14 protein-coding genes are annotated in these 21425 nt (G+C 39.4%); 4 read left to right on the forward strand and 10 right to left on the reverse strand.

What is annotated here, in order from left to right; all coding sequences use genetic code 11:
* Positions 1-56: 56 nt before the first annotated feature.
* Genes HMPREF0766_RS16955 through HMPREF0766_RS16975 form a run of 5 tightly spaced genes read right to left on the reverse strand, consistent with a single transcriptional unit; the run spans position 57 to position 9982 of the window.
* The gene (locus tag HMPREF0766_RS16955; protein WP_002999892.1) at positions 57-1067 is read right to left on the reverse strand and encodes a PorP/SprF family type IX secretion system membrane protein; all 1011 of its coding nucleotides are present in this window, start codon (positions 1065-1067) and stop codon (positions 57-59) included.
* A 40-nt stretch (positions 1068-1107) separates the two neighbouring features.
* A complete protein-coding gene (locus HMPREF0766_RS16960; RefSeq protein WP_002999895.1) occupies positions 1108-2697 on the reverse strand; it encodes a T9SS type B sorting domain-containing protein in 1590 nt (529 codons plus the stop codon).
* 31 nt (positions 2698-2728) lie between these two features.
* Positions 2729-4156, reverse strand: a complete 1428-nt coding sequence (locus HMPREF0766_RS16965) for a CshA/CshB family fibrillar adhesin-related protein (RefSeq protein WP_002999898.1) — start codon at positions 4154-4156, stop codon at positions 2729-2731.
* Between the two features lie 4 nt (positions 4157-4160).
* A complete protein-coding gene (locus tag HMPREF0766_RS16970) occupies positions 4161-6620 on the reverse strand; it encodes an Ig-like domain-containing protein (RefSeq protein WP_002999901.1) in 2460 nt (819 codons plus the stop codon).
* A gap of 5 nt (positions 6621-6625) precedes the next feature.
* Complete coding sequence (locus HMPREF0766_RS16975) at positions 6626-9982, reverse strand: beta strand repeat-containing protein (protein ID WP_002999904.1); 3357 nt, start codon at positions 9980-9982, stop codon at positions 6626-6628.
* A 471-nt stretch (positions 9983-10453) separates the two neighbouring features.
* Between HMPREF0766_RS16975 and HMPREF0766_RS16980 the strand changes: the two genes are divergently transcribed.
* Complete coding sequence (locus tag HMPREF0766_RS16980) at positions 10454-12610, forward strand: O-antigen ligase family protein (RefSeq protein ID WP_002999907.1); 2157 nt, start codon at positions 10454-10456, stop codon at positions 12608-12610.
* A 218-nt stretch (positions 12611-12828) separates the two neighbouring features.
* Positions 12829-13074, forward strand: a complete 246-nt coding sequence (locus HMPREF0766_RS16985; RefSeq protein WP_002999910.1) for a helix-turn-helix domain-containing protein — start codon at positions 12829-12831, stop codon at positions 13072-13074.
* A 216-nt stretch (positions 13075-13290) separates the two neighbouring features.
* On the opposite strand, the gene HMPREF0766_RS16990 is transcribed toward HMPREF0766_RS16985, so the two are convergent.
* From HMPREF0766_RS16990 to HMPREF0766_RS17010, 5 genes are all read right to left on the reverse strand, one after another.
* Positions 13291-14058: an exodeoxyribonuclease III gene (locus HMPREF0766_RS16990; RefSeq protein WP_002999913.1), complete on the reverse strand. Its 768-nt coding sequence runs from the start codon at positions 14056-14058 to the stop codon at positions 13291-13293.
* Positions 14059-14126: 68 nt separating this feature from the next.
* Positions 14127-14882: a peptidylprolyl isomerase gene (locus HMPREF0766_RS16995; protein ID WP_002999916.1), complete on the reverse strand. Its 756-nt coding sequence runs from the start codon at positions 14880-14882 to the stop codon at positions 14127-14129.
* Between the two features lie 17 nt (positions 14883-14899).
* A complete protein-coding gene (locus tag HMPREF0766_RS17000) occupies positions 14900-15247 on the reverse strand; it encodes a hypothetical protein (RefSeq protein WP_002999919.1) in 348 nt (115 codons plus the stop codon).
* Between the two features lie 95 nt (positions 15248-15342).
* Positions 15343-15777, reverse strand: a complete 435-nt coding sequence (locus HMPREF0766_RS17005) for a low molecular weight protein-tyrosine-phosphatase (RefSeq protein WP_002999923.1) — start codon at positions 15775-15777, stop codon at positions 15343-15345.
* An 86-nt stretch (positions 15778-15863) separates the two neighbouring features.
* Positions 15864-17429, reverse strand: a complete 1566-nt coding sequence (locus tag HMPREF0766_RS17010) for a Do family serine endopeptidase (protein ID WP_002999926.1) — start codon at positions 17427-17429, stop codon at positions 15864-15866.
* A 212-nt stretch (positions 17430-17641) separates the two neighbouring features.
* Between HMPREF0766_RS17010 and dapF the strand changes: the two genes are divergently transcribed.
* Positions 17642-18421, forward strand: a complete 780-nt coding sequence (dapF, locus tag HMPREF0766_RS17015; protein WP_002999929.1) for a diaminopimelate epimerase — start codon at positions 17642-17644, stop codon at positions 18419-18421.
* 110 nt (positions 18422-18531) lie between these two features.
* On the forward strand, positions 18532-21414 hold the full coding sequence (locus HMPREF0766_RS17020; protein WP_002999933.1) for a DEAD/DEAH box helicase: 2883 nt from the start codon (positions 18532-18534) through the stop codon (positions 21412-21414).
* The last annotated feature ends 11 nt before the right edge of the window (positions 21415-21425 follow it).

Here is a 21425-nt window from a genome sequence, read left to right on the forward strand (position 1 = left end):
ACTATACGCTATTAGCCTTATTAACTTTATACTCCTATTAACGCTATAACCCTTTACTAAAAGAAACGCGGGCTCAGATACTGGCTTGCTCCTCTGCGGCCAAACGTAAGTCCAAGTGTAATCTCATGTGATCCGTTCTGCAATCCACTCATTCTGTTGATCATCGCATCATAGGAATACCCGATACGAAGACGCTCTGTTGCGTAGAACTGCGCAATACCTGTAATCGCATTCATAGCACTTAATTTGTCTACAGTACGATCCTGATAGGTGCGGTTGAAGATCTTAGCACGGGTACGATATCCCGCTCCGATCCAGAATTTACTGTTGAATACAAACATAGCGTTTACATCCAGCGAAGTAGGTCCTTTAAAATCTTCTTTGATCAACATACTCGGTCTCAGATGTACTCCCTGACTTAGCTCGAATAAAGCTCCTGCAATCAGGTAACCACTAATTGTACGATACAAACTCTCTGAGGTATTCTGGTTGAACCGGTAATCTGAACCTGAATTTGTTCCATTGAACAGATCCTGAACTGAAACTCCTGCATACCAGCGGGGATTGTAATAATATACACCTAAACGAATATCCGGTGCCCAGTCTGAGATCTTGCCTGTCGGAATTGTCGGGTCACCAGGTTGATTCGGATCAAGTTTATTTCCATCAAGGCTATATTGAGTAACACCTCCTGCAATACCAAGACTTAATCGCTGTGTGTCTTCATCATCCAGTTGCAGACGGAAAGCATAATTACCATATATAGATGTTGCAGCCTGTGCGCCAAGTTTGTCGGCAGTAATATTGAGACCAACACCATGACGTTTGGATACAGGGTCTATCACCCCATCGATAGAAACCGTACCGGTTTTAGGAGCACCTTCCCAACCTGTCCACTGACTGCGAAGACCAACCTGAGCAAACCACTCCTCCTTGTATCCGGCATAAGCAGGATTGACACTCATCGAATTGAAGATATATTGCGTAAACTGGATACTCTGCTGCGCTTCAACAGTACGCAGGCCCAGTATACCCACAACCATCAGTATATATTTTCCGTATTTCATCTCAACTATATTTTGATGTTGATTCTTTTATTTCTTTATTCTAATTCCGTTTGATCAGTACATCGCCTTTGAAGATGCGGCTTTTACCATCTTTCACTGCTTCGATGATATAGAAATAGGTGCCTGAATTAAGGCCACTACCTTCCCATCGGTTGTCATAGCTGTTATTGCGATATACTTCATTCCCCCATCGGTTCACAATAGTAACTCCGATACGATCATAATATTCATAACCGATAATCTCGAAGTAGTCATTGATTCCGTCTCCGTTAGGGGTAAACACATTCGGAATATGCAGATCACGTGCAGTGACATTAATTGTCACCTTAGCCGTATCGGACAATCCGTTTTCATCTGTGATACTGTATTCAAACTCATCCACCCCGACGAATCCCGGATCAGGAATATAAGTTACTGTTCCGTCTACATTCACTGTAATCTTACCATGTGAAGGAGGGATTACTATCGTTACAGAGGATACCACAATCGGACTTGTTCCGGCATCATCATTCTGCAGGATATGGAATATATTTTCATTTTTTGTGTACTCATCCGCATAAGGCAGGTCAAAGGTATCGTCATTCGCGACTGGCCCTTTAAAGCTCAGTTTCGTCATCCATGTTCCGGAAATGGTACGTGCAGCATACGTTTGAAGAGCTTGCCGTGTGTGTACACCTGTAGATTCCAGTTTAGTCACATCTCCAACCCAGTTGCCATTGCCGGTATACTGCATGATTTCAGCTGTTTTGTCAACATACATTTTACCATTAGTGATGGACTGATGGATCAGTGTATAATCTGAAAGCAGGTTTTTATCAGCGAACACATGCCATACTCTGTCCATACCGATTTCTTTATCTTTAAGCTCTATATTTGCACCGGCAGCCTCATAATCTACTACTCCGACATAGAGTCTGGTCTCTCCCTGAGGAGTCAGGATTGCAGGTGTATAACTACTCTCATCAATACCTACCGGGAACAGGAATTTCTCCCCTGCTTTGAAACTTTTTATCAAAAGACTCTTCGTGATATTGCCTGTAACCACATATCCGTTTATATTCTGATTAGGACTGTTAATACTACCTGCGTTCAGCAACTGTGCTTCGGCTCCCAGTACAAGCTCGTAACCATTCAGCAGGATATCACCTCCCTTGACATTGAAATCTATATTGGAAGCAACTTTCAGGGCTGCAATATTATCTGCGCTCTCCTTAAGGTTGTATCCCGGATCGGCTATATCGACCAGTTTAATATTTGAAGGGTTATCGATGATAATATTCACAGCAATAAACTCTCCATTATTTCCGTCAATAAGTGTTGCCTGATTACCCCAACCTGTGTAATATGGATTAGTTCCCGGATCTTTTAGTATCAGTTTACCTGCTCCACGAATTTTGGCAGTAGGTGCTATCCAGATCTGTTTACTATATACATACAGGTCACCGTTGATCTGCCAGTCAGCATTAGGACCGATATACAGACTCTCCGAATACACAACATCTGAAGTTCCTTCAGCTAAAACCATACGTCCGTTGTCTGAAAACAAACTTTTTTTACCATCCTGCGCAAACCCTTTCAGCCCGAACGGCAACATCAGAATTAACAAAAATATTTTTATCTTATTGATCATATCAGTTCTTGTTTGAATGATTCTTTCCTTCTTATTTCTTGCCTTTATTCGGCAACATCGGATTTGTGATTGCACTACCCTGTATAAATATTTTATGATCCTCTACTTCTCCTCCGACAGCACTTCCTGTAGGCAGTTGAAGTTCATTAAGGTTATAGCCATATCGTAATCTAACGTATGTGCTACGTATCACACGATTTGCCGGAACGGTCCATATCAGATTTACGGAGGTACCGGAAGCCGTAGCTGTGGCAACAGCTCTTTCTGAAGCTTCGAATACGCCATTTTGATTAAAATCAATCCATCCGGCAATATAGCCGTCTCTGTAGGCTTTATAAGGAATGGCTACTGTTATAGTTTGATTTGGGTTATAATACAACTTATAAGAGAAGCTCTTGTATTGTGCAGGCCATGCATCTTCTTCATTGACACCGGCTATTCCATCATTATTATCTCCCATAGCATCTTTACTATATAGCGGTTTGTTGTCCGCATCAGGCCCCGTTGTTCCAAGAAAACCTGACACAGGAGCTTCAAGTCCACCTACCTGATAGGAAGTTGTATTTAAATTTACAACTGTATTTACCGGGATATTATCGTATTTCACGTTCAGCGCATCAATCATATGAAGTGGAGTTCCATAGCTTTCTGGTGCATCACCGCCATCTATAGCCGGAGGTAAAAGCCCTAAAGAAATTGCAGTTAGACCACCTCCTTTTAGCGTTACATCAAAAGATACGCTAAGATCAGTTCCCTGAAAAGCCTGCTCATTAAAGGTAAGGAATGCGACTGCGCCGGTATTATTATCATTTCCCCGTAGAAAGGATAATTTCTGTTTATTTCCTGTCAGATTATCTTTTCTTACTTCATAAGCTCCAGTGACAGATGTATTCTTTTTCAAATCCACTATAGACCATGTTCCGGAAGCTGTCGCTGTAAAGTTTTCACCAGCCGCCAGTGACTCTGCATCTCCAAGCACCATTCCGTTAAGTCGCACCGGTACTCCGTCAATAGTAGCTTTGCAGGTCAATGTAAAACTAACACTTGCGGCATCAGTAGTATTCCGAATACCGCTTACCAGTTTGTTATTAGATCCGGTCCCGCCGATATTATACATATCATCCATCGAGTCACCACTATAATTTCCGGGAGCATAACTATTAATCAGTCCAACCAAATTAGAAATAGTGGCCTGAATACATAAATAACGTCCTCCTCCCATATTAATAGAAGCATAAGAAGCGGATCCGTTACTAAGTGTCTGATTATGTTTTCCATATGTATCAGTTGCGGCTTGCGCACCCCAGGTCAACCAAAGTACATTATTTTTATATATACTGCTTCCACCAGTAGCAAAGGCTGCTGTAGCGAATTTTCCTGCAGGAAGGGTACACTGCCCTAAAGCATTATGCTGAGCAAAAAAGCTACAAATCAGAATAAATAATAAAATCTTTCTCATACACTTATTGCCTACGGGCTTTATTGATCAATATCGGATTAGTTATTACTTTACAGTTTTTCACCCGGATAGTTACGAAATTTGTAAATCCGGATTCACAGGTATGTCCAGCAGACAAAGATACTGTGATTCTACGGAACTGCGTGGTTTTATTTAATTTACCAGGTTGTAATGTTGATGAAGTTCCGGCAACATTATTCCATGTGGAGCCTCCGTCTATGGATTGTTCCCAACGATATGTAAGTGTTGTGTTTGCTGATATTGTACCGTTCTGAACGGAAGTAATTAACTGAGGCACCGAATTTTCACAGATAGTCTGATCTGTACCAATACTGCCAGCAGTAGGCACAGGCTGAACAATCACCTGAATAGGTGTCATTGGTCCTTCACAATTCCCGTTTGTCTGTGACACGTAGTATGTAAATGTCCCTGCAGTAGCGGTTGAAGGAGTAGGCGCATTAGCCAAAGGAACACCTGTAGTCTGCGTATACCATCTGAGGGTATTCGATCCGCTGGCTGTTGCTGCCAGAGGTACGGCCGTTTCACCGATACAGTAATATACTGGTGTAGTGGCAACAGGCGCAACCGGAGGAGCAACCATATTTATAACGAGACTATTATTGCCTCTGTTTGCTACTGGTTCCAGTTCTGTTGTACTTGTAGACGTTCCTGAGAGATATTTAACAGAAGTCTGATCCGTATAAGCCGTTACTCCACTATTAGGTTTAAGGTTATACCTGATCGGATTAGCCGCAACGATTCCTGATCCCAGACTTAATGTCGCTGTATAGGTATAAGTAGATCCTGATACCGAGCGAGTCCATCCGCTATAATCAGATGCACTTTGTGTAAATGTCACATTTGCCGGAATCACTTTTGTCACCACAATTCTGTTCGCTGTTGTTGTTGCCTGATTACCTTTATTAACAACTTTGATTTCAAAATTATTTCCTGCTCCGGGATCTATACACGCATCAGGGGCATTACTTAACAGGGTAAGATCCACATTTTCCGCTATTACCGGTGTATTGACGACTGAGGTATTGTTTTCAAGATCCTGATCGGTAATATCTGTAGGCATCACGTTAGTCGTATTCGTAAGGATATTTCCAGCCGGAATTTTATTCAATGTCCCAGTAACCGTTATTCTTCCGGTAGTCTTTTTTGCTAAGTTTAGCGATCCTGTAAATTCATTCGTTGCCGAAGTTGAGGGAAGCGTGGTTCCAGCTAAAAATCCGGAATAAGAAATACTGTTAATTGTAAACATATCAGGAGTAACCAGATTTCCGTCTCCGTCTGTTATCTTATCCTTAAAATCAATTTTTGTCAGGTCAGCATCTGTATCGTTAACAACTTCTATGGTATAAGTTACCTTATTTTCACTTCCGGTTCCTGCGATACTTCTTAACACGTCTTTATCCGCCCTTTTCACTACCCGCAGATTTCCGGGAGTTGTTACTAACAAATTACGCAACTCATGGAAGTTAACAGCCCATCCTGTAGATGCTGCAAAACCTAATTTCAAGATTGCCGGCGGAGCTTCTGTTGTTGTGTATGTTATCAGTTCCTCAAAATCTGTCTGACCTTCGCGTTTCCATCTCAGTGTAATATTATACTTATTTCCTGCAACTGGAATCACCTCTAATTGTACTCTCCTGTAGAATATCCCATCCGTAGGTCTGGATGTAGGGTATGACCCTGCACTTGTACCCGAACTTTTGTTATAATCAATATGATTTTGCCAGCCATTACCAAGTGTTCCTGTATAATTAGCGGGAACGTCCGTTTTTGTTCCGGTACCCGTTCCGGAGATATTCACACTTTTCAGAAACGGATTTGATGTGGCATTATCGGCAGTACCGGTACTCCCTCTTAATGTAATGGAGTTTGGTACAGCCTGATTAGCTCCGGTAAATTTATCAGGAGCATTTTTATTTGTAAAGTTACCAAAAGCATCAAAACCGATACCGATGTAACCGTTCTTTAGTCCGTTATTATTACTTGGAGCTTCTTTGTTACGGGCATAACCTAATGAACCTCCGTATCCGCCAAGAGCAAACTGAGAAGCTGTAGTCGTTCCGTCAAAAAGAAAAATTGAAAATCCGTCACCACCATCATTTAATCCACCGCGACCATCCTTGGTTCTCCAGATTTTATATTCGAAATCTGCAATAATACCTAACGATGAGGGGAAAGTTTTATTTATAAAAGCGTACCCTTTCTTATTCTGATCGTCCGGAGTCAACCTCAACCAGCCTGCCCCTACAGGATCTTCCTGACCGGATGTAAGTTTTGCGTCATCTCCCAGAATAATATCCGGACTTACCGCTCCTTTAAAATTCTCTGTTATTGTAAATTGTGCATCCGCATTTTTTTGCATAAAAAAGAATGCAATAGCCAGGACTGTCATTTTTAAGACAGCCCTGAATGTAATGTTGTGCGTATTCAAATTTACTTGTGTCATTTTTACTATGGTTTTACAGCAAACACAATATTCATAAATGATCCGATTGTTACATCAGCATTTGCTTTTATTGTATAAGTCAGTATACCTGTATTGCTTACTGACACACTTGCAAATACATTTGTGTCGTACCATGTAATGTAGTAATCTAACTCACCTGAAGGTAAAACAGGTAAAGCCGTTGTCACTGCAGCATTCTGAGCCATTGGTGTTCCGAATTGTTTTTTATAACGATCGTAAAGATTGATTGTTCCAAAAGACTCTCCAGATACACCTGTTTCCGCTACAAACTGATCTGCTGCTGTAGGAACGATAATAGACGGCATATAGAAGAATTTCGGCATTGTCGCTTTGACTTGTTTTAATACTCCGTTTGCATCAGCTACGACTACTCTATCTGTACTTACTCCATTTGTTCCGTTATAAGCTGCTGCTGCTGTATTTTGCAATCCTGCCACAGCAAGTGTGTTTGTTGCCGTTGCGGTTATAGTTGTAGCTTTTGTTAAGCTACCGCCAAGCTGTACATTATTTCCTGTTTTTGTCAAACCATTATCTGCAGTCGTATTATCTGCCAATGTAGACTGTGCTACCCATTGTGCATTTGCACCTGTAGCATCTGTCACTAACACCTGATTCGCTGCTCCCGGTGCAATCTTACCTGCTGTAACATTTTTGTCTGCTAATTTAATGGTAGTAATTCCGGCATCCGCAACTTTAACATTTGCATCCACTAAGGTTGCGCCTGTTCCTGCACCTACAACTATTGATCCGTCTCCTGCTGACAAAGTTTTTGCATTTGTCAGATTACCGGCAGAAATTGCCTGATAGGTAACTGTACCATCTGCATTTGCTGTAGCTACTTTACCAGCATCAGCTGCCGTAGCTCCTAGTTTTGCAGCCGTAACATTCTTATCCGCTAACTTAATAGAAGTAATTCCGGCATCCGCAACTTTAACATTTGCATCTACTAAGGTTGCGCCTGTTCCTGCACCTACAACTATTGATCCGTCTCCTGCTGACAAAGTTTTACCTATGCCACTTGTACCTGTATTCACACTTAATGTTCCGTTTGCATCAACAGATAAACCTGTTCCTGGTTTTACAACCCCCAACGTATTCGCTGCTGCAGTTGACACATTAACCGTGTATGCTGTATTTCCTGTTGCATTTGGTGCTGCAGGTGTAACAGACACATTGCTTCCTGCAACTACTGTAGTTGTTTTCTGAGCAGATTGAATTGCATCTTTCAGATCAACAGAAGCAGAAGCAACTCCATTTACAGTAGTTACAAGTCCTGTTCCTGTAATCGTATTGCTCACACCATTTACAACCGGTGCTGTAGCAACTTTACCGTTTACTGTAGAAGTAAGTGTATTAGTACCATTATTTACTAATGTATTTGTTGTTTCAGGAGAGATTGTAGTTTTATCAACCCATGTTCCTTTGCCATCTGCACCTACAGTCATTACCTGTCCTGAAGTTCCGCCCGCAACCTGGTTTGCATTTAACGCCCCGCCAATATTTTGTAATCTTAGATTAGATTCATTTACATCAAGCGTAGTATTTTTAAGGACAGTACCCGTTCCGTCTGTAACAACAATTCTGTTTCCTGATGCTGCAGTAAGGTTTTTAGCATCGGATAAGTTAGTAGCAGAAATAGCCTGATAGGTAACTGTACCATCAGCATTTGCAGTAGCTACTTTTCCGGCATCGGCCGCTGTTGCGCCTAATTTTGCAGCTGTAACATTCTTATCTGCTATTTTGGTTGTTGTAATTCCTGAGTCTGCAACTTTAACATTAGCATTGATTAATGTTGCTCCGGTTCCGTTACCAACTGCAATTGATGCATCTGCTGCTGTCAAATCTCCTTTTGTTCCTTGAATAGTTTTTATGGTCGCAAGTAATTCATCGATCGCACCTTGTACATCTTTAGAAGTAAGTCCTGAAGTCGTGTTATTATATGTAATATGATCTGCATTTGTATTGATTGTAGTCAATACATTTCCTTCCGCATCTTTAAAAGTATAAACTCCGTTTGCAAAAGATACATTAACCATACTAGGATCCAGAGTTACCTCTTGTTGTTTTTCATTCTTATACGTATACGTTCCGTTAGCATTCTTTACTAAGGTCGTAACGGTCTCGTTCGCTTTTACAATGTTTGAGATGTTGATCGTCTGTGTTGTACCGTTATCATCTAAATATGTGAAGTTTGAACCGTCGTAGTATACATTACCACCTACATTCTTGATCAGGTTTGTGATCGCATTGGTAACATTGGTATCACCTAAGATATTGTTGAAGTTGTTGATAACATCTGCAGGTACATTGATGGTAGTCGTAGTACCGTTCTCTGAGGTATATGTGTAGGTACCGTTACCATTGTTGACTAAGGTCGTAACGGTCTCGTTCGCTTTTACAATGTTTGAGATGTTGATCGTCTGTGTTGTACCGTTATCATCCAGGTATGTGAAGTTTGAACCGTCGTAATATACATTACCACCTACATTCTTGATCAGGTTTGTGATCGCATTGGTAACATTGGTATCACCTAAGATATTGTTGAAGTTGTTGATAACATCTGCAGGTACATTGATGGTAGTCGTAGTACCGTTCTCTGAGGTATATGTGTAGGTACCGTTTCCATTATTGACTAAGGTCGTAACGGTCTCGTTCGCTTTTACAATGTTTGAGATGTTGATCGTCTGTGTTGTACCATTTGCATCTACATATGTAAAGTTAGAGCCATCATAGTACACATTACCTCCGATGTTTTTGATCAGGTTAGTGATTGCATTGGTAACATTGGTATCACCTAAGATATTGTTGAAGTTGTTGATAACATCTGCAGGTACATTGATTGTAGTCTTTGTGCCATTTTCTGAAGTATACGTATAGGTACCGTTACCGTTATTGACTAATGTAGTTAGCGTTTCATTCTTCTTAACTACCTCAGCCAGATTTATAATTACAGAATTACCGTTTGCATCTATATAAGAAATCTCGTAAGTGGATGGATTATAAGTAATGTTCGTTGCTCCTGTTGAACTGCCTGCTGCCACCCATTTACTTCCGTCGTTATAATATATACCAGGTCTCACATCATTGGAGGACACGGTATTATATACCATCATACCTGCAACATGTTTATTCCCCTGTAATGGAGCCGGATTCGCTGTCGAAATCAACTCTACACGAGAAAACAGAAGTCCTTTGAACTTACTTTCCAGTTCTAGCATAGCATCCTTATTCGGAAGAGCAGATTCTCCGGTTGTAGAGCCATCACTGATTTTCTGCTGAGCATACACAGATCCTACTGATACAACGAAAAATAGGAGAAAGAGAGCCAGACGATTTTTCATATTATGTAAATTATATTTTGCATTTCAGTTATTCTCAATTCAACTTTCTATGTTTGAATACATAGAAAATCCGTTTGATCACGATATAAACTACTCGTGGCTGCAAAACTAATAAAGCTACAATAGGCTACTTTTTTTTATTTCTACGATGTAGACATCACGCTACAAAACACCTGCATTTACATATATTCCTTAAAATTTTATAGACAATCAACTACATTTAACTGTTAATTCTTTCCTAAATAATGACGCTGAGGCAATAGATCCGGAAGGTATACGTTGATAAAATTCCTGAATAGAAAACATCTAATGATTTTCAATAATTAACAAGAGTGTACAGGAAGAAAGGAGCGGGTTTGTAGCTAAAAACCGATAATTTCTTAATTAATTTTTCTATAATTAGGCATATTGTGAAAACCCATTAAAAAACATGTATTTTCGTTTAGTTTTGAATGAAGATCACGTCCAAAAATGACAAAATCAAAAAAAGTTCATAAGAAGTCTGTCCTGAAAAATGGCAACAAAATAGCCGCTGATATAAACGAATCATTACCTCATAAAGAATTTGATGCAAGCGCTTATGTCTATCTTATTTTTATTGCACTTTATCTTATTGTTGATATTATACCACGTGGGGATATTATTGATACAGCAGGCCAGCAAAGAATACAGTTGGATATCATTAATATTTCAGCGATTATCTATATACTGAGGAAGTTTTCGCAGGGTTTTGGTTTTAAAGTCTCTTTATTTTTTAGACAAATCATACCCATACTTTTTATTTCCTTTTTTGTGCTGTCAGGTATCTCCATCTTTGCCGGGATCAACAAAGTTGAAGGTCTGTTGGAGTATGCGGCCTATACGACTACATTAATCTCATTCCTTAATATTTTCACCTTAATATTTCTGGCAAAAGATAATATTAAGGTCATCTCCATTATAGTTACCTGTATTGTTCTATATCAGTCAGGCGCCGAACTGTATAAATTCATACGTGAGGTTAAAACACTTCCGTTATGGGAGGCAATACTGAATATCAAATGGACCACTGGCAACAAGAATATCTTTGGCGCGACTTTGATCGTTAAACTTTGCTTTGTAGTCTATACATTTTTACGCTCGAAAGGTATATTCAGATACATTGCCCTCTTAACCTATTTTATTGCTCTGCTGACGTTGTTTTTTATTAGTGCCAGAGCTATTTACATTAGTTCGACACTTATTATTTTATTCATAGCTCTAGGTACAACTATTCTGTATTGGAAATCTGAGAAAAGGAACAGCACACTACTCCATAATGCAGTACTCATTTCTTTATTTATCATCAGTTTTCTGATCGTTGACAAGACCCTTACGAAATATTCAAAAGTCGGATCTGATAAGCAAATTAATACTGAACAGGCCCAGAGCAGTTCTTTTATTGAAGAACGTGCTCAGACAATTACGGATTTTGACAACTCAGGAACGAACATTCGTCTTTTTATGTGGAAAGCGTCATTAGAAGGCATAATAGAGCGCCCTTTATTCGGCTATGGGTTAGGGAATTATAAAATAGAATCGTCAAGAATTACAGGAAAATATTATACATCTAACGTCTTCAACCGCTATAATCACAATGACTTTCTACAGGTCGCTTTCGAAAGTGGCATAATTACAGGACTTTTGTATTTTGGTCTGTTTGTTTTTGCCTTTATTTACACATTAAAAATTCTTTTCAAAAAGGAATATAGTCAGGAAAGAAAATTTGCCGCAATATTGATTTTCAGCGGAATAATCGGATACTTTATTGATTCTGTCTTTAACTTTCCTCTGGCACGTCCCAATATGAATATTATGTTCGTATTACTACTAGCGATGACTATTGCTAATTATGTGAGTGTCAAAGTAAAAGCAGACACAACAAGTTATAAACCCGTTTACAAGTACATCTACATCTTCATCTTTATTCTGGGAATAGCCACGTTTTTCATTAATTACATAAATTATAAATCATATAAAGCGCAATATCTGATAGATACCGATTCAGACAATGTAGACTATTCAAATCCACACCCAAAATATACCTATCAGCAAGTCGAACAAATGTTATCCGGATCTGTTCCTAATCTCGGTGTTGACAGCGAACCCTTGCTTCTTAAAAAAGCGAAATACCTGTACTTTGAAAAAAGATATCGGGAAATGCTTGACATCTTAAAGGATTATGACAAAGTAAGCCCATACACGGTATATGATGATAATATGAAAATGCTTATGTATTCCAATTTGGGAAAATTAGATTCTGCATATAAATATAGTCAGGTTATGTTTAATGAAAGACCATATAGCTATAGTGACTATAAGATGAATATCGAATTAGCTGGCAGCAATAAAGATATAAATGGCGTTAAAAAGTCTTTCCATGACTTTAATAAGTACACCCAAAGTCAGGAGGCATATGAATATTATCTTAAAAATTTACTCAAATCAGAGTATGATTTTAAATCGGACACAACTATTCTGGCGGAGGGGATGAGACTGTATCCTGAAAGTGAGACTGTGACATCCTTAAAGAAATATGTTGATTTCTTAAAATCTTCGAATCTAACAGCAGAACAACTCAAGCATATACTTAATCAGAATAAAAAATAGCAATTACAGTATCACGCTGAAAGATGCGGAGGAAACATCCGGAGATTATATATGTCTCATTATTTATATGAATTGAACTACCATTCCTTCCCCTTAAAATCTTAGCATAGATTTTGCAATTATTTCATAACTGCTATTAACCATTATCATTGAGCTTAGCATAAAATATGTGGTACATGTATAGCATTATCAATTCATTTTTTTAACAATTTAAAGCTATGAAAGGAAAAACGAATATTACTCCTTTTGAGCAATCTGTAATTGATTTTGTAGTTAAGTTAAGGAATAGAAAAAACCTTACGCAACAAGACATTGCAACAATTTTGCATGTGGAAAGAACATTTATTACAAGTGTGGAAAGTAAAAACAGCAGAGCTAAGTACAACTTAAACCACCTCAATATGATTGCAGATCATTTTGGAATGTCGCCGAAAGATTTCCTACCGGAAAAACCAATAATATAATTTGGAATAAGCGGTATACCTTCATAAATACCGCAGCAGTGAAGTATTCTAACAATGCGCACACTAAGTTAAAAGACCAAAGGAGTTCGAAATGAACTAACCTTGGTTATCCAACATCAAGGTTAGCCTTTTCGGATGATTGTTAATAGCCTGACATCAATGTGTTCTTTATCCAGACAATGAAAATAGTCGCCTTTACGCATTCAAAAAAATTCTTTATTCGCTGATTTCTACGACAACAGGACAATGATCGGAGTGTACAGCATCATTAAGTAAATATGATTTTTCAATCTGACTAGCCAACGGAGCTGATACCATATTATAATCAATACGCCAGCCCAGATTTCTTGCTCTGGCACCCGCTCTGTAGCTCCACCATGAATACTGATGAGGCTCCGGGTTTAAGTGACGAAAAGAATCTACGTACCCGGAATTAATAAAATTCTCCATCCATTCCCGTTCTTCCGGTAAAAATCCGGAAGTATTCGCATTAGACTTAGGGTTATGAATATCTATTGCACGATGGCAGATATTATAATCTCCGCATACAATAAGGTTAGGAATATCCTTAAGGAGACGATCGCTGTATTGCTGGAAATCATCTAAAAACTGATACTTGAAAGTTTGTCGTGTCTCACCCGTTGTGCCTGAAGGAAAATAAGTGCTCATAACGGAGAATTTTTCAAAATCAGCGCGGATTATTCTTCCTTCAAAATCATACAACTCGTGTCCGCATCCATATTCCACACGTTTAGGAGAGACCTTTGTAAATATTGCAGTTCCGCTATACCCCTTCTTCTGTGCAGGGTACCAGTAATGCTCATACCCCAATTGCTCCAATAAAGCTATTTCAGGAATCAGATCCGGTGTAGCCTTTATTTCCTGAAGACAGATCACATCTGCATTCGTACTTTTTAGCCAGTCCAGCCAACCTTTTTTAAGAGCAGCACGCAGGCCGTTAACATTATACGTAATGATTTTCACGAGAAAAAAATAAAAGGTAAATCCTTAATTAAAATACAGGTTCAGACAGATTAATTCTGCCTCAGGCACTAATAATCCTTTCCTGAAAAGATATCGAAAAACCGGGTTAGAAAACCTGTTTTAGGTTTCTGTCCTTTGAGCTCCAGTTCGAGGTTCAGCGCTTCTCTTCTGGTTAACACTTTCATAGACATCCTTATATCATCTACCGGCCTGTCCAGAGCATCGGTTTTCACTTTAGCGATTGTCTCCACCACTTCTATCCCATTCAAAAGCTCCCCAAAAACAGTATAATTACCATCCAGATGAGGAGTTCCTCCGACAGTAGTATAAATTTTGCGTTGTGCATCCGTAAACTTACGGCCCTTTAATTTAAACTGTTCCAGACTATCCAGCCCTGCATTTGTAAAAACGCGGCCTTCAACCAGGTAAAACTGAGATCCGGAAGATGCTTTTGCAGGATTATTATCTCTTGCAGCTCCTATTGTTCCTTTTTTATGGAACAAAGTATCCCGGATTTCCGCATTGATTGTATATTTGGGACCTCCCTCTCCAAAAGCCTGTCCCTTTGCAGCGTGTCGTGAATCCGGATCTCCTCCCTGAATCATAAAATGATTAATCACTCGGTGAAACAGCAGACTATCGTAATATCCTTCACGTACCAGTTTCACAAAATTGTCCCGATGTAGCGGAGTAGCATTGTACAATCTCAACAAACATGTGCCTTTGTCTGTACTGATACTAACATACTTAAATTCAGGTTTAGCAGCCCGGACATACAGGCTGCATATCATTACAAAAAACAGTAAGATTATTTTTCTCATCATAAAAGAATAAGCAGAAGCTACATCATTTCCATTTCCTGGAAATAATCGACTATTAAAGATTTTATAATTAGTTCTTGTTCTAATAATGTATAATTCGGAATAGGTTTGACTAATTCCCAGTGTGGCCAACCTTCCTGATCAATGCCCTGTAATTCATAAAATCCCATAGCACTGAAAAGCTTACAGGTAGCGATATGCATCAGTTCTTCCTTTTCTCTTTTAGAGAATGTCTGAGGCCCCTTACCTAATTCCTGTACTCCTATCAGAAAAAGCATAACTTTGATATCCGGTATATCCATATCAAAACTTTCTGCCATTTTCCCCTGTAGCACAGACCAACTCTTATTCACTTGACTAGCATTCATATCTATAAACTCAAAAGTAAAAATTAAAAAGGTAAAAACCTTTTACAATAAACGGTACTTATTTTTCTAACAGCTTGCCTATGAACAACAGTTCTTTACCTGAGCTCGTTAATCAGTTCTGCACAACGTTTCTCAATCATTTTGTAGACAGGATCGAACATTTTAGCATCAAAATAGGGGTCAGGAACAGCATTGTCCGGAATGAATAATTTTACTTTCTCACGCTCATCCACAGAAGTTGTCTGTGCGATTACATCTTTATAATTTTGATTGTCCATCACCAGGATATAATCATATCTATCAAACAGGGTCGGGTTAAAATGTTGCGCTTTTTGCTTACTGATATCGATTCCATATTTTGCTGCCACAGCAATGGACCTATGATCCGGAGCCTGTCCGATATGCCAGTCGCCTGTGCCGGCCGAGTCAATCTCCCAGCCTAAACCGTGCTCATCTACTAAATGTTGTAACACACCATGTGCTAAAGGAGATCTGCAAATATTCCCCAAACAAACCATTAGAATTTTCATGCTCCTAAATTACTATTAAATATTACAATCAAAAAAGGGTTGCCAGATGTATGGCAACCCTTTGATCTTATCATGACAGTTATCGTTTAATATTCCACCGGAACATTCAACATAACGGTACTGCCTCTTTCCGGCACACCTTTGATACGGATAATATTACGATCGGTATCTCCTAATGCAGACTCTATATCATCTACATTGTTTACTGGTTTACCATTTATTTCAGTGATGACCAGACCTCTTTCTACTCCGAAGTATTCAAACAGGCCGCCACGATTCACCTGAGCTACCACAACTCCCGAATTGACGCCCAATTCTTTTTTGCGTGCAGATGAAGCGGGTACAAAGCTGGCGCCTAATTTATTGTAAATTTCGGTTGCGCTCTTACTTGAGCCTGAAGCGGTTTTCTTCGTATCTTCTTCTGCCTTCAGTGTAACCGTTACATTTCTTTCTTTACCACCTGATTTGACGGTAAGATTTACTTTATCTCCAGGACGAAGACGTGCCACACGTTCCTGAAGATCTGATGATGAGTAAATAACTTTGTCTTCGATCTTCGTAATCAGGTCTCCAGGCTTGATGCCTGCTGCTTTAGCTGCTCCATTGGCGACCACATCCTGTACATACAGCCCATTCAGCTCATCCAATCCCTTTTGTTTAGCCAGTTCAGGTGACATCTCTGTAAATGTAACACCAATCAAACCTCTTTTTACGGATCCAAACTTCACAAAGTCATCCATGATCTTTTTCATCAGATTCACCGGAATAGCAAAGCCATATCCTGCATACACTCCTGTAGGAGATGCAATAGCAGAGTTAATACCGATCAGCTCCCCACGGGCATTTACTAAGGCTCCTCCACTATTTCCTTTGTTGATCACTGCATCTGTCTGGATGAAAGATTCAATAGCGGTATTAATAATAGGCTCTTCTGATTGCTGTCCGTAACCTCTGGGATATCCTTGCTGATTTTGAGAATCACCGAGAATACCGATCTGACGACCTTTAGCACTCACAATACCAGCTGTCACTGTAGACTGCAGACTCAGCGGATACCCTACTGCCAATACCCACTCACCGATCTGTACATCATCCGAATTACCTAATTTAACGATAGGGAGCTTTGTCGCACTAACTTTCAATAGTGCCAGATCCGTATTGGGATCACGTCCGATGACTTTAGCTTCAAAAGTACGCTTATCCGTCAACTGCACTTCTATTTTATCAGCATCTTCAACAACGTGATTATTCGTGACGATATAACCGTCATCAGAGATAATCACTCCCGAACCTGAAGCTTGTTGCGGAGCACGGGGCTGTGATCTGCGGCCCTGCGGCATTCCAAAAAATTCTTCAAACATATCAAACGGTGATCCGGACTCTCCTCCTCTTGAACCTTTATTTGAATACGTGGTTCGGATATGTACTACACCCGGAGATACCGCAGCAGCTGCCTGTGTAAAATCAGGGTTACCTGTTGAAGCCATTACTTCACCAGCGGGGTTATTTGCATAGTAAACTTTTTGTCTTTCTTCGAAAGACATGTTGTCATAACGTTGATTTTCGAAGAGTTTATACCCTCCGATGGCAATCGCCCCACCAAAGGCTGCTGTCATCAATGTTAAAGTGATTTTTTTCATATTATCTTTCATCTTGTGTCTGTTATTAATTTACCAAAAAAACGTTAACACTCATTATTTATTAAATCTTATATTCAAATGTAATACCATTTGGCAGCTGTTGTCAAGTCATGTCAGTTAAAAAGTGTTAACAATAAAGCATATTCAGAAGATTTTAACAAGATTTAACGATTGGCCAAATTATTGTAACAAGAATATTAAATTTGTAGCATATTTCAGCAAAAATGACAGATCAAATCAAATTTTATAAATATCAGGGAGCAGGCAATGATTTTATCCTGATCGACAACCGAAATGGGGCCTTTGAGCGTGCTAATGAAGCTTTTATTAAACAAATATGTGACCGGAGATTTGGAGTCGGTGCTGATGGATTGATGCTCCTTCAAGATACGAAAAATTTTGATTTTGAGATGGTCTATTATAATGCTGATGGCAGAGAAGGCAGTATGTGTGGTAATGGCGGACGTTGCATCGTCGCGTTTGCCCGTGACCTTGATATCATTCGTCAGGATGCTGCCTTTTTGGCAGTGGACGGCCCTCACCAGGCTCAAATACATGACAATCAGGTCAATCTGCAGATGATAGATGTCGATCAGATCACGAAAGATGAAACAGCATATGTCCTCAACACAGGCTCTCCGCATTTTATTAAAATAGTAAGCGATCTCAAAAATATGGATGTATATAAGGAAGGATATACCATACGCAATAACGCTACCTATAAAAATGAAGGCATCAATGTCAACTTCGTTGAAAAAGAAGAAAACGGATACTTTGTGCGCACCTTTGAAAGAGGTGTGGAAGATGAAACATTAGCCTGCGGCACTGGCGCTACAGCAGCAGCCATGGCAATGTCCATCGAAGAAAATATGGAAGGACAGATCGAAATTCCTATTCGTGTGTTAGGCGGACAGCTCTACATTAGCTTCTTTAAAAAAGGGCTTACGTTCAGAGAAGTTTATCTAAAAGGTCCGGCGAAATACGTTTTTGAAGGAAATATCTAAAACCGGAACACAAAATTTATCTACATAAAAAGTAGATTATCTCACAAACCACCAAAAAAACCATAATAATCACTATATTAGAAACCTTTTTTAGTGATTTTAGCTTTTAAATGCAGCAGACAAAAGATAATCTGAGTTACAAACTTGTTTATTCCTTAGGGGAACATCCTTACCTGGGGTACCTGATCGAACCGCACATTGTATTTCTAAATGCAAACGGCAGTTACTCGCTCAAGTATAAACGGGTGTTCAGCAATACAGTAGATGAATTTGCTGACAAACTTGATGAAACAGACTATAAGCTCATCAAACTGTTAGATGAAACAGAACAAACACATGTCATCAAACGCTATCACAAAAAAGCTGTCCGGCCAATAGATTTCTTTGCCAAAATATTTGACAAGAAACTTTACGATTATATCCGTCCTAAATTAGACAACAAAATGCTGAAGGTACTGGATCTTATCGGAGATAAGCCTTTATTTTTAATGAGCAAGGATGGATATCCGGCGGAGCAGCAGCTACACATTGCCCCTCTTCCGGCATCCGTATTATTCCATTTTCGTCGCAGTGAAGAGGAAACACGCTATTTTCCCACAATCAAGTACGATGATAACCGCATAGAATTTATGTTTAAAGATGCGCAGGTTATCATCAATGAACAAGCCTGGTTGCTATTAGGAAACACACTCTATCATTTTGATCAGGCTGTGGAGGGAAAAAAACTAAGCCCTTTTCTCAATAAAAGATATATTTCAGTTCCCAGGGGAACGGAGAAAAAGTATTTTGAAACGTTCGTATGCGGACTTATTGAAAAATACCATGTCTACGCAGAAGGATTTGATATCAAAACCTATCAGCACGAAGCCACGCCTATCATCAAACTGGTGCATCTCAATACAGGATCACAATTACAACTGTTATTTCAGTATGGCCCTTACCTCTTTGAGTCAGGAGGTGAACATCGTGTCACAGTAAGAATGACCTATGATGAATCTGAAGATCTCTACACTTTTCACCGGATAAAACGTTCTCTTATTTGGGAAGAGAAGCAATTTGCCCTCTTAGAAAAACTTGGACTGGAGAAAATTGACAAATTATTCAGCAATCTTATTCCAAACGGGCAGAATGGCGGAGAGACAAACACCCTGGAATGGCTTTCCAGACATCAGGAACAATTGCTTGAATCCGGATTTCAGGTTATTCAGGAAGAATCAGCAAAGCGGTACTTTATCGGAAAAACAGTTCTTGACATTGCTGTGGAAGAAGATAATGACTGGTTTGATGTAAAAGCAGTAGCCCGGTTCGGGCCATATGAAATCCCTTTTATACAATTGAGGAATAATATCCTGAATAATATACGGGAATTTGTGCTTCCCAACGGAGAGATTGCGATTATTCCGGAAGAATGGTTCGCACAATACCAGCACCTGTTTCACTTTTCTTCCACAAAAAATGAACTTAAGCTGAATAAGGTACACATTGGCGTACTTAATGATATCAGCGAACATACCGCACTTACTTTCACTCGAAAATTAGAAAAACTTGCTGATTTTGAGGAAATAAGTGATGTTGCAGAACCTAAAAATTTCAAAGGTCAGCTACGTCCTTATCAAAAGGCAGGATATAACTGGTTTCATTTTCTGCAACATTATAAATTCGGAGGAGTTCTGGCGGACGACATGGGACTTGGAAAGACTATTCAAACGCTGGCTTTGCTTCAAAAACAGAAAGAAGACGCCGGAGAGGATGGGCAGCCTCATACTTCTATTTTGATTCTACCGACTTCACTGATCTATAACTGGCAAAAGGAGGCATCCAAGTTTGCACCCAAACTAAGAATCTTACTACACACCGGAACAAACAGGATCAAGGACAATTTCTCTCTTTCACATTTCGATCTGGTGATCACCACGTATGGTATTGTACGAAGTGACGAGCAAATGCTGGAAAAGTTTTACTTCAACTATATTATTCTGGATGAAAGTCAGAATATCAAAAACCCTGCATCCAAATCATTTAAGGCTATCAAAAGTCTAAAGAGCAGACATAAGCTGGCCTTAAGCGGAACCCCGGTTGAAAACTCAGTATCGGATCTTTGGGCTCAGATGCACTTTACCAATCCGGGATTACTAGGCACTTTTACCTATTTTCAAAAGGAATTTGTGCAACCTATAGAGAAAAAGAAAGATGAAGAGCGTGCAAAGAAACTACAGTCTATTGTCAAACCTTTTATCCTCCGAAGAACAAAAGATCAGGTAGCTACAGAATTGCCTCCGAAAACGGAACAGATCATCTACTGTGAAATGACAGAAGATCAATCTGAGACTTATGAAAAAGTAAAATCCGAATACCGCAATGCTTTGTTAAATGTTAATACAGAAGATAAAGCAAAAACTTCACAGATAACATTGCTGCAGGGATTGACAAAATTACGCCAGTTGGCCAATCATCCAAAAATGATTGATGATGATTTTGAAGGAAACTCCGGCAAATTTGATCTGGTACTGGAGACTTTAGAATCCGTGCTTCATGTCGGAAATAAAGTGCTTATCTTTTCTCAGTTCGTCAAACAGCTAAGTATTTTCAGAACTTATTTTGAAGAGAAAGGCATTCAGTATGCCTACCTGGACGGAGCCACAAAAAACCGATCTGAAGCAGTAGCTGAATTTCAAAAGAATAAAAATACCAAGCTGTTTCTGATATCCATCAAAGCGGGTGGTGTAGGACTAAATCTTATCGAAGCGGATTACGTATTTATTCTTGATCCGTGGTGGAACCCTGCTGTCGAACAGCAGGCAGTGGACCGGTCACATCGCATCGGACAGACCCGCAGTGTATTTATCTACAAATTCATTACGAAAGATACCGTAGAAGAGAAAATACTGGCAATGCAGAACCGAAAAAGAGGAATTGCCAAGAGTCTCATCACTACCGAAGAAAGCTTCATTAAGTCGCTGTCACAGGAAGACCTGAAAGAACTCTTAGGATAAATAAAAAAAAC

The sequence above is a fragment of the Sphingobacterium spiritivorum ATCC 33861 genome, from assembly GCF_000143765.1.
In the GTDB taxonomy this organism is placed as follows: Bacteria; Bacteroidota; Bacteroidia; order Sphingobacteriales; family Sphingobacteriaceae; genus Sphingobacterium; species Sphingobacterium spiritivorum.

Bases quoted from the DNA above. Each gene is read 5' to 3' on its own strand.
- HMPREF0766_RS16955 (WP_002999892.1), bottom strand. From the start codon at position 1,067: ATGAAATACGGAAAATATATACTGATGGTTGTGGGTATACTGGGCCTG.
- HMPREF0766_RS16960 (WP_002999895.1), bottom strand. From the start codon at position 2,697: ATGATCAATAAGATAAAAATATTTTTGTTAATTCTGATGTTGCCGTTC.
- HMPREF0766_RS16965 (WP_002999898.1), bottom strand. From the start codon at position 4,156: ATGAGAAAGATTTTATTATTTATTCTGATTTGTAGCTTTTTTGCTCAG.
- HMPREF0766_RS16970 (WP_002999901.1), bottom strand. From the start codon at position 6,620: ATGACACAAGTAAATTTGAATACGCACAACATTACATTCAGGGCTGTC.
- HMPREF0766_RS16975 (WP_002999904.1), bottom strand. From the start codon at position 9,982: ATGAAAAATCGTCTGGCTCTCTTTCTCCTATTTTTCGTTGTATCAGTA.
- HMPREF0766_RS16980 (WP_002999907.1), top strand. From the start codon at position 10,454: ATGACAAAATCAAAAAAAGTTCATAAGAAGTCTGTCCTGAAAAATGGC.
- HMPREF0766_RS16985 (WP_002999910.1), top strand. From the start codon at position 12,829: ATGAAAGGAAAAACGAATATTACTCCTTTTGAGCAATCTGTAATTGAT.
- HMPREF0766_RS16995 (WP_002999916.1), bottom strand. From the start codon at position 14,882: ATGATGAGAAAAATAATCTTACTGTTTTTTGTAATGATATGCAGCCTG.
- HMPREF0766_RS17000 (WP_002999919.1), bottom strand. From the start codon at position 15,247: ATGAATGCTAGTCAAGTGAATAAGAGTTGGTCTGTGCTACAGGGGAAA.
- HMPREF0766_RS17005 (WP_002999923.1), bottom strand. From the start codon at position 15,777: ATGAAAATTCTAATGGTTTGTTTGGGGAATATTTGCAGATCTCCTTTA.
- HMPREF0766_RS17010 (WP_002999926.1), bottom strand. From the start codon at position 17,429: ATGAAAGATAATATGAAAAAAATCACTTTAACATTGATGACAGCAGCC.
- dapF (WP_002999929.1), top strand. From the start codon at position 17,642: ATGACAGATCAAATCAAATTTTATAAATATCAGGGAGCAGGCAATGAT.
- HMPREF0766_RS17020 (WP_002999933.1), top strand. From the start codon at position 18,532: ATGCAGCAGACAAAAGATAATCTGAGTTACAAACTTGTTTATTCCTTA.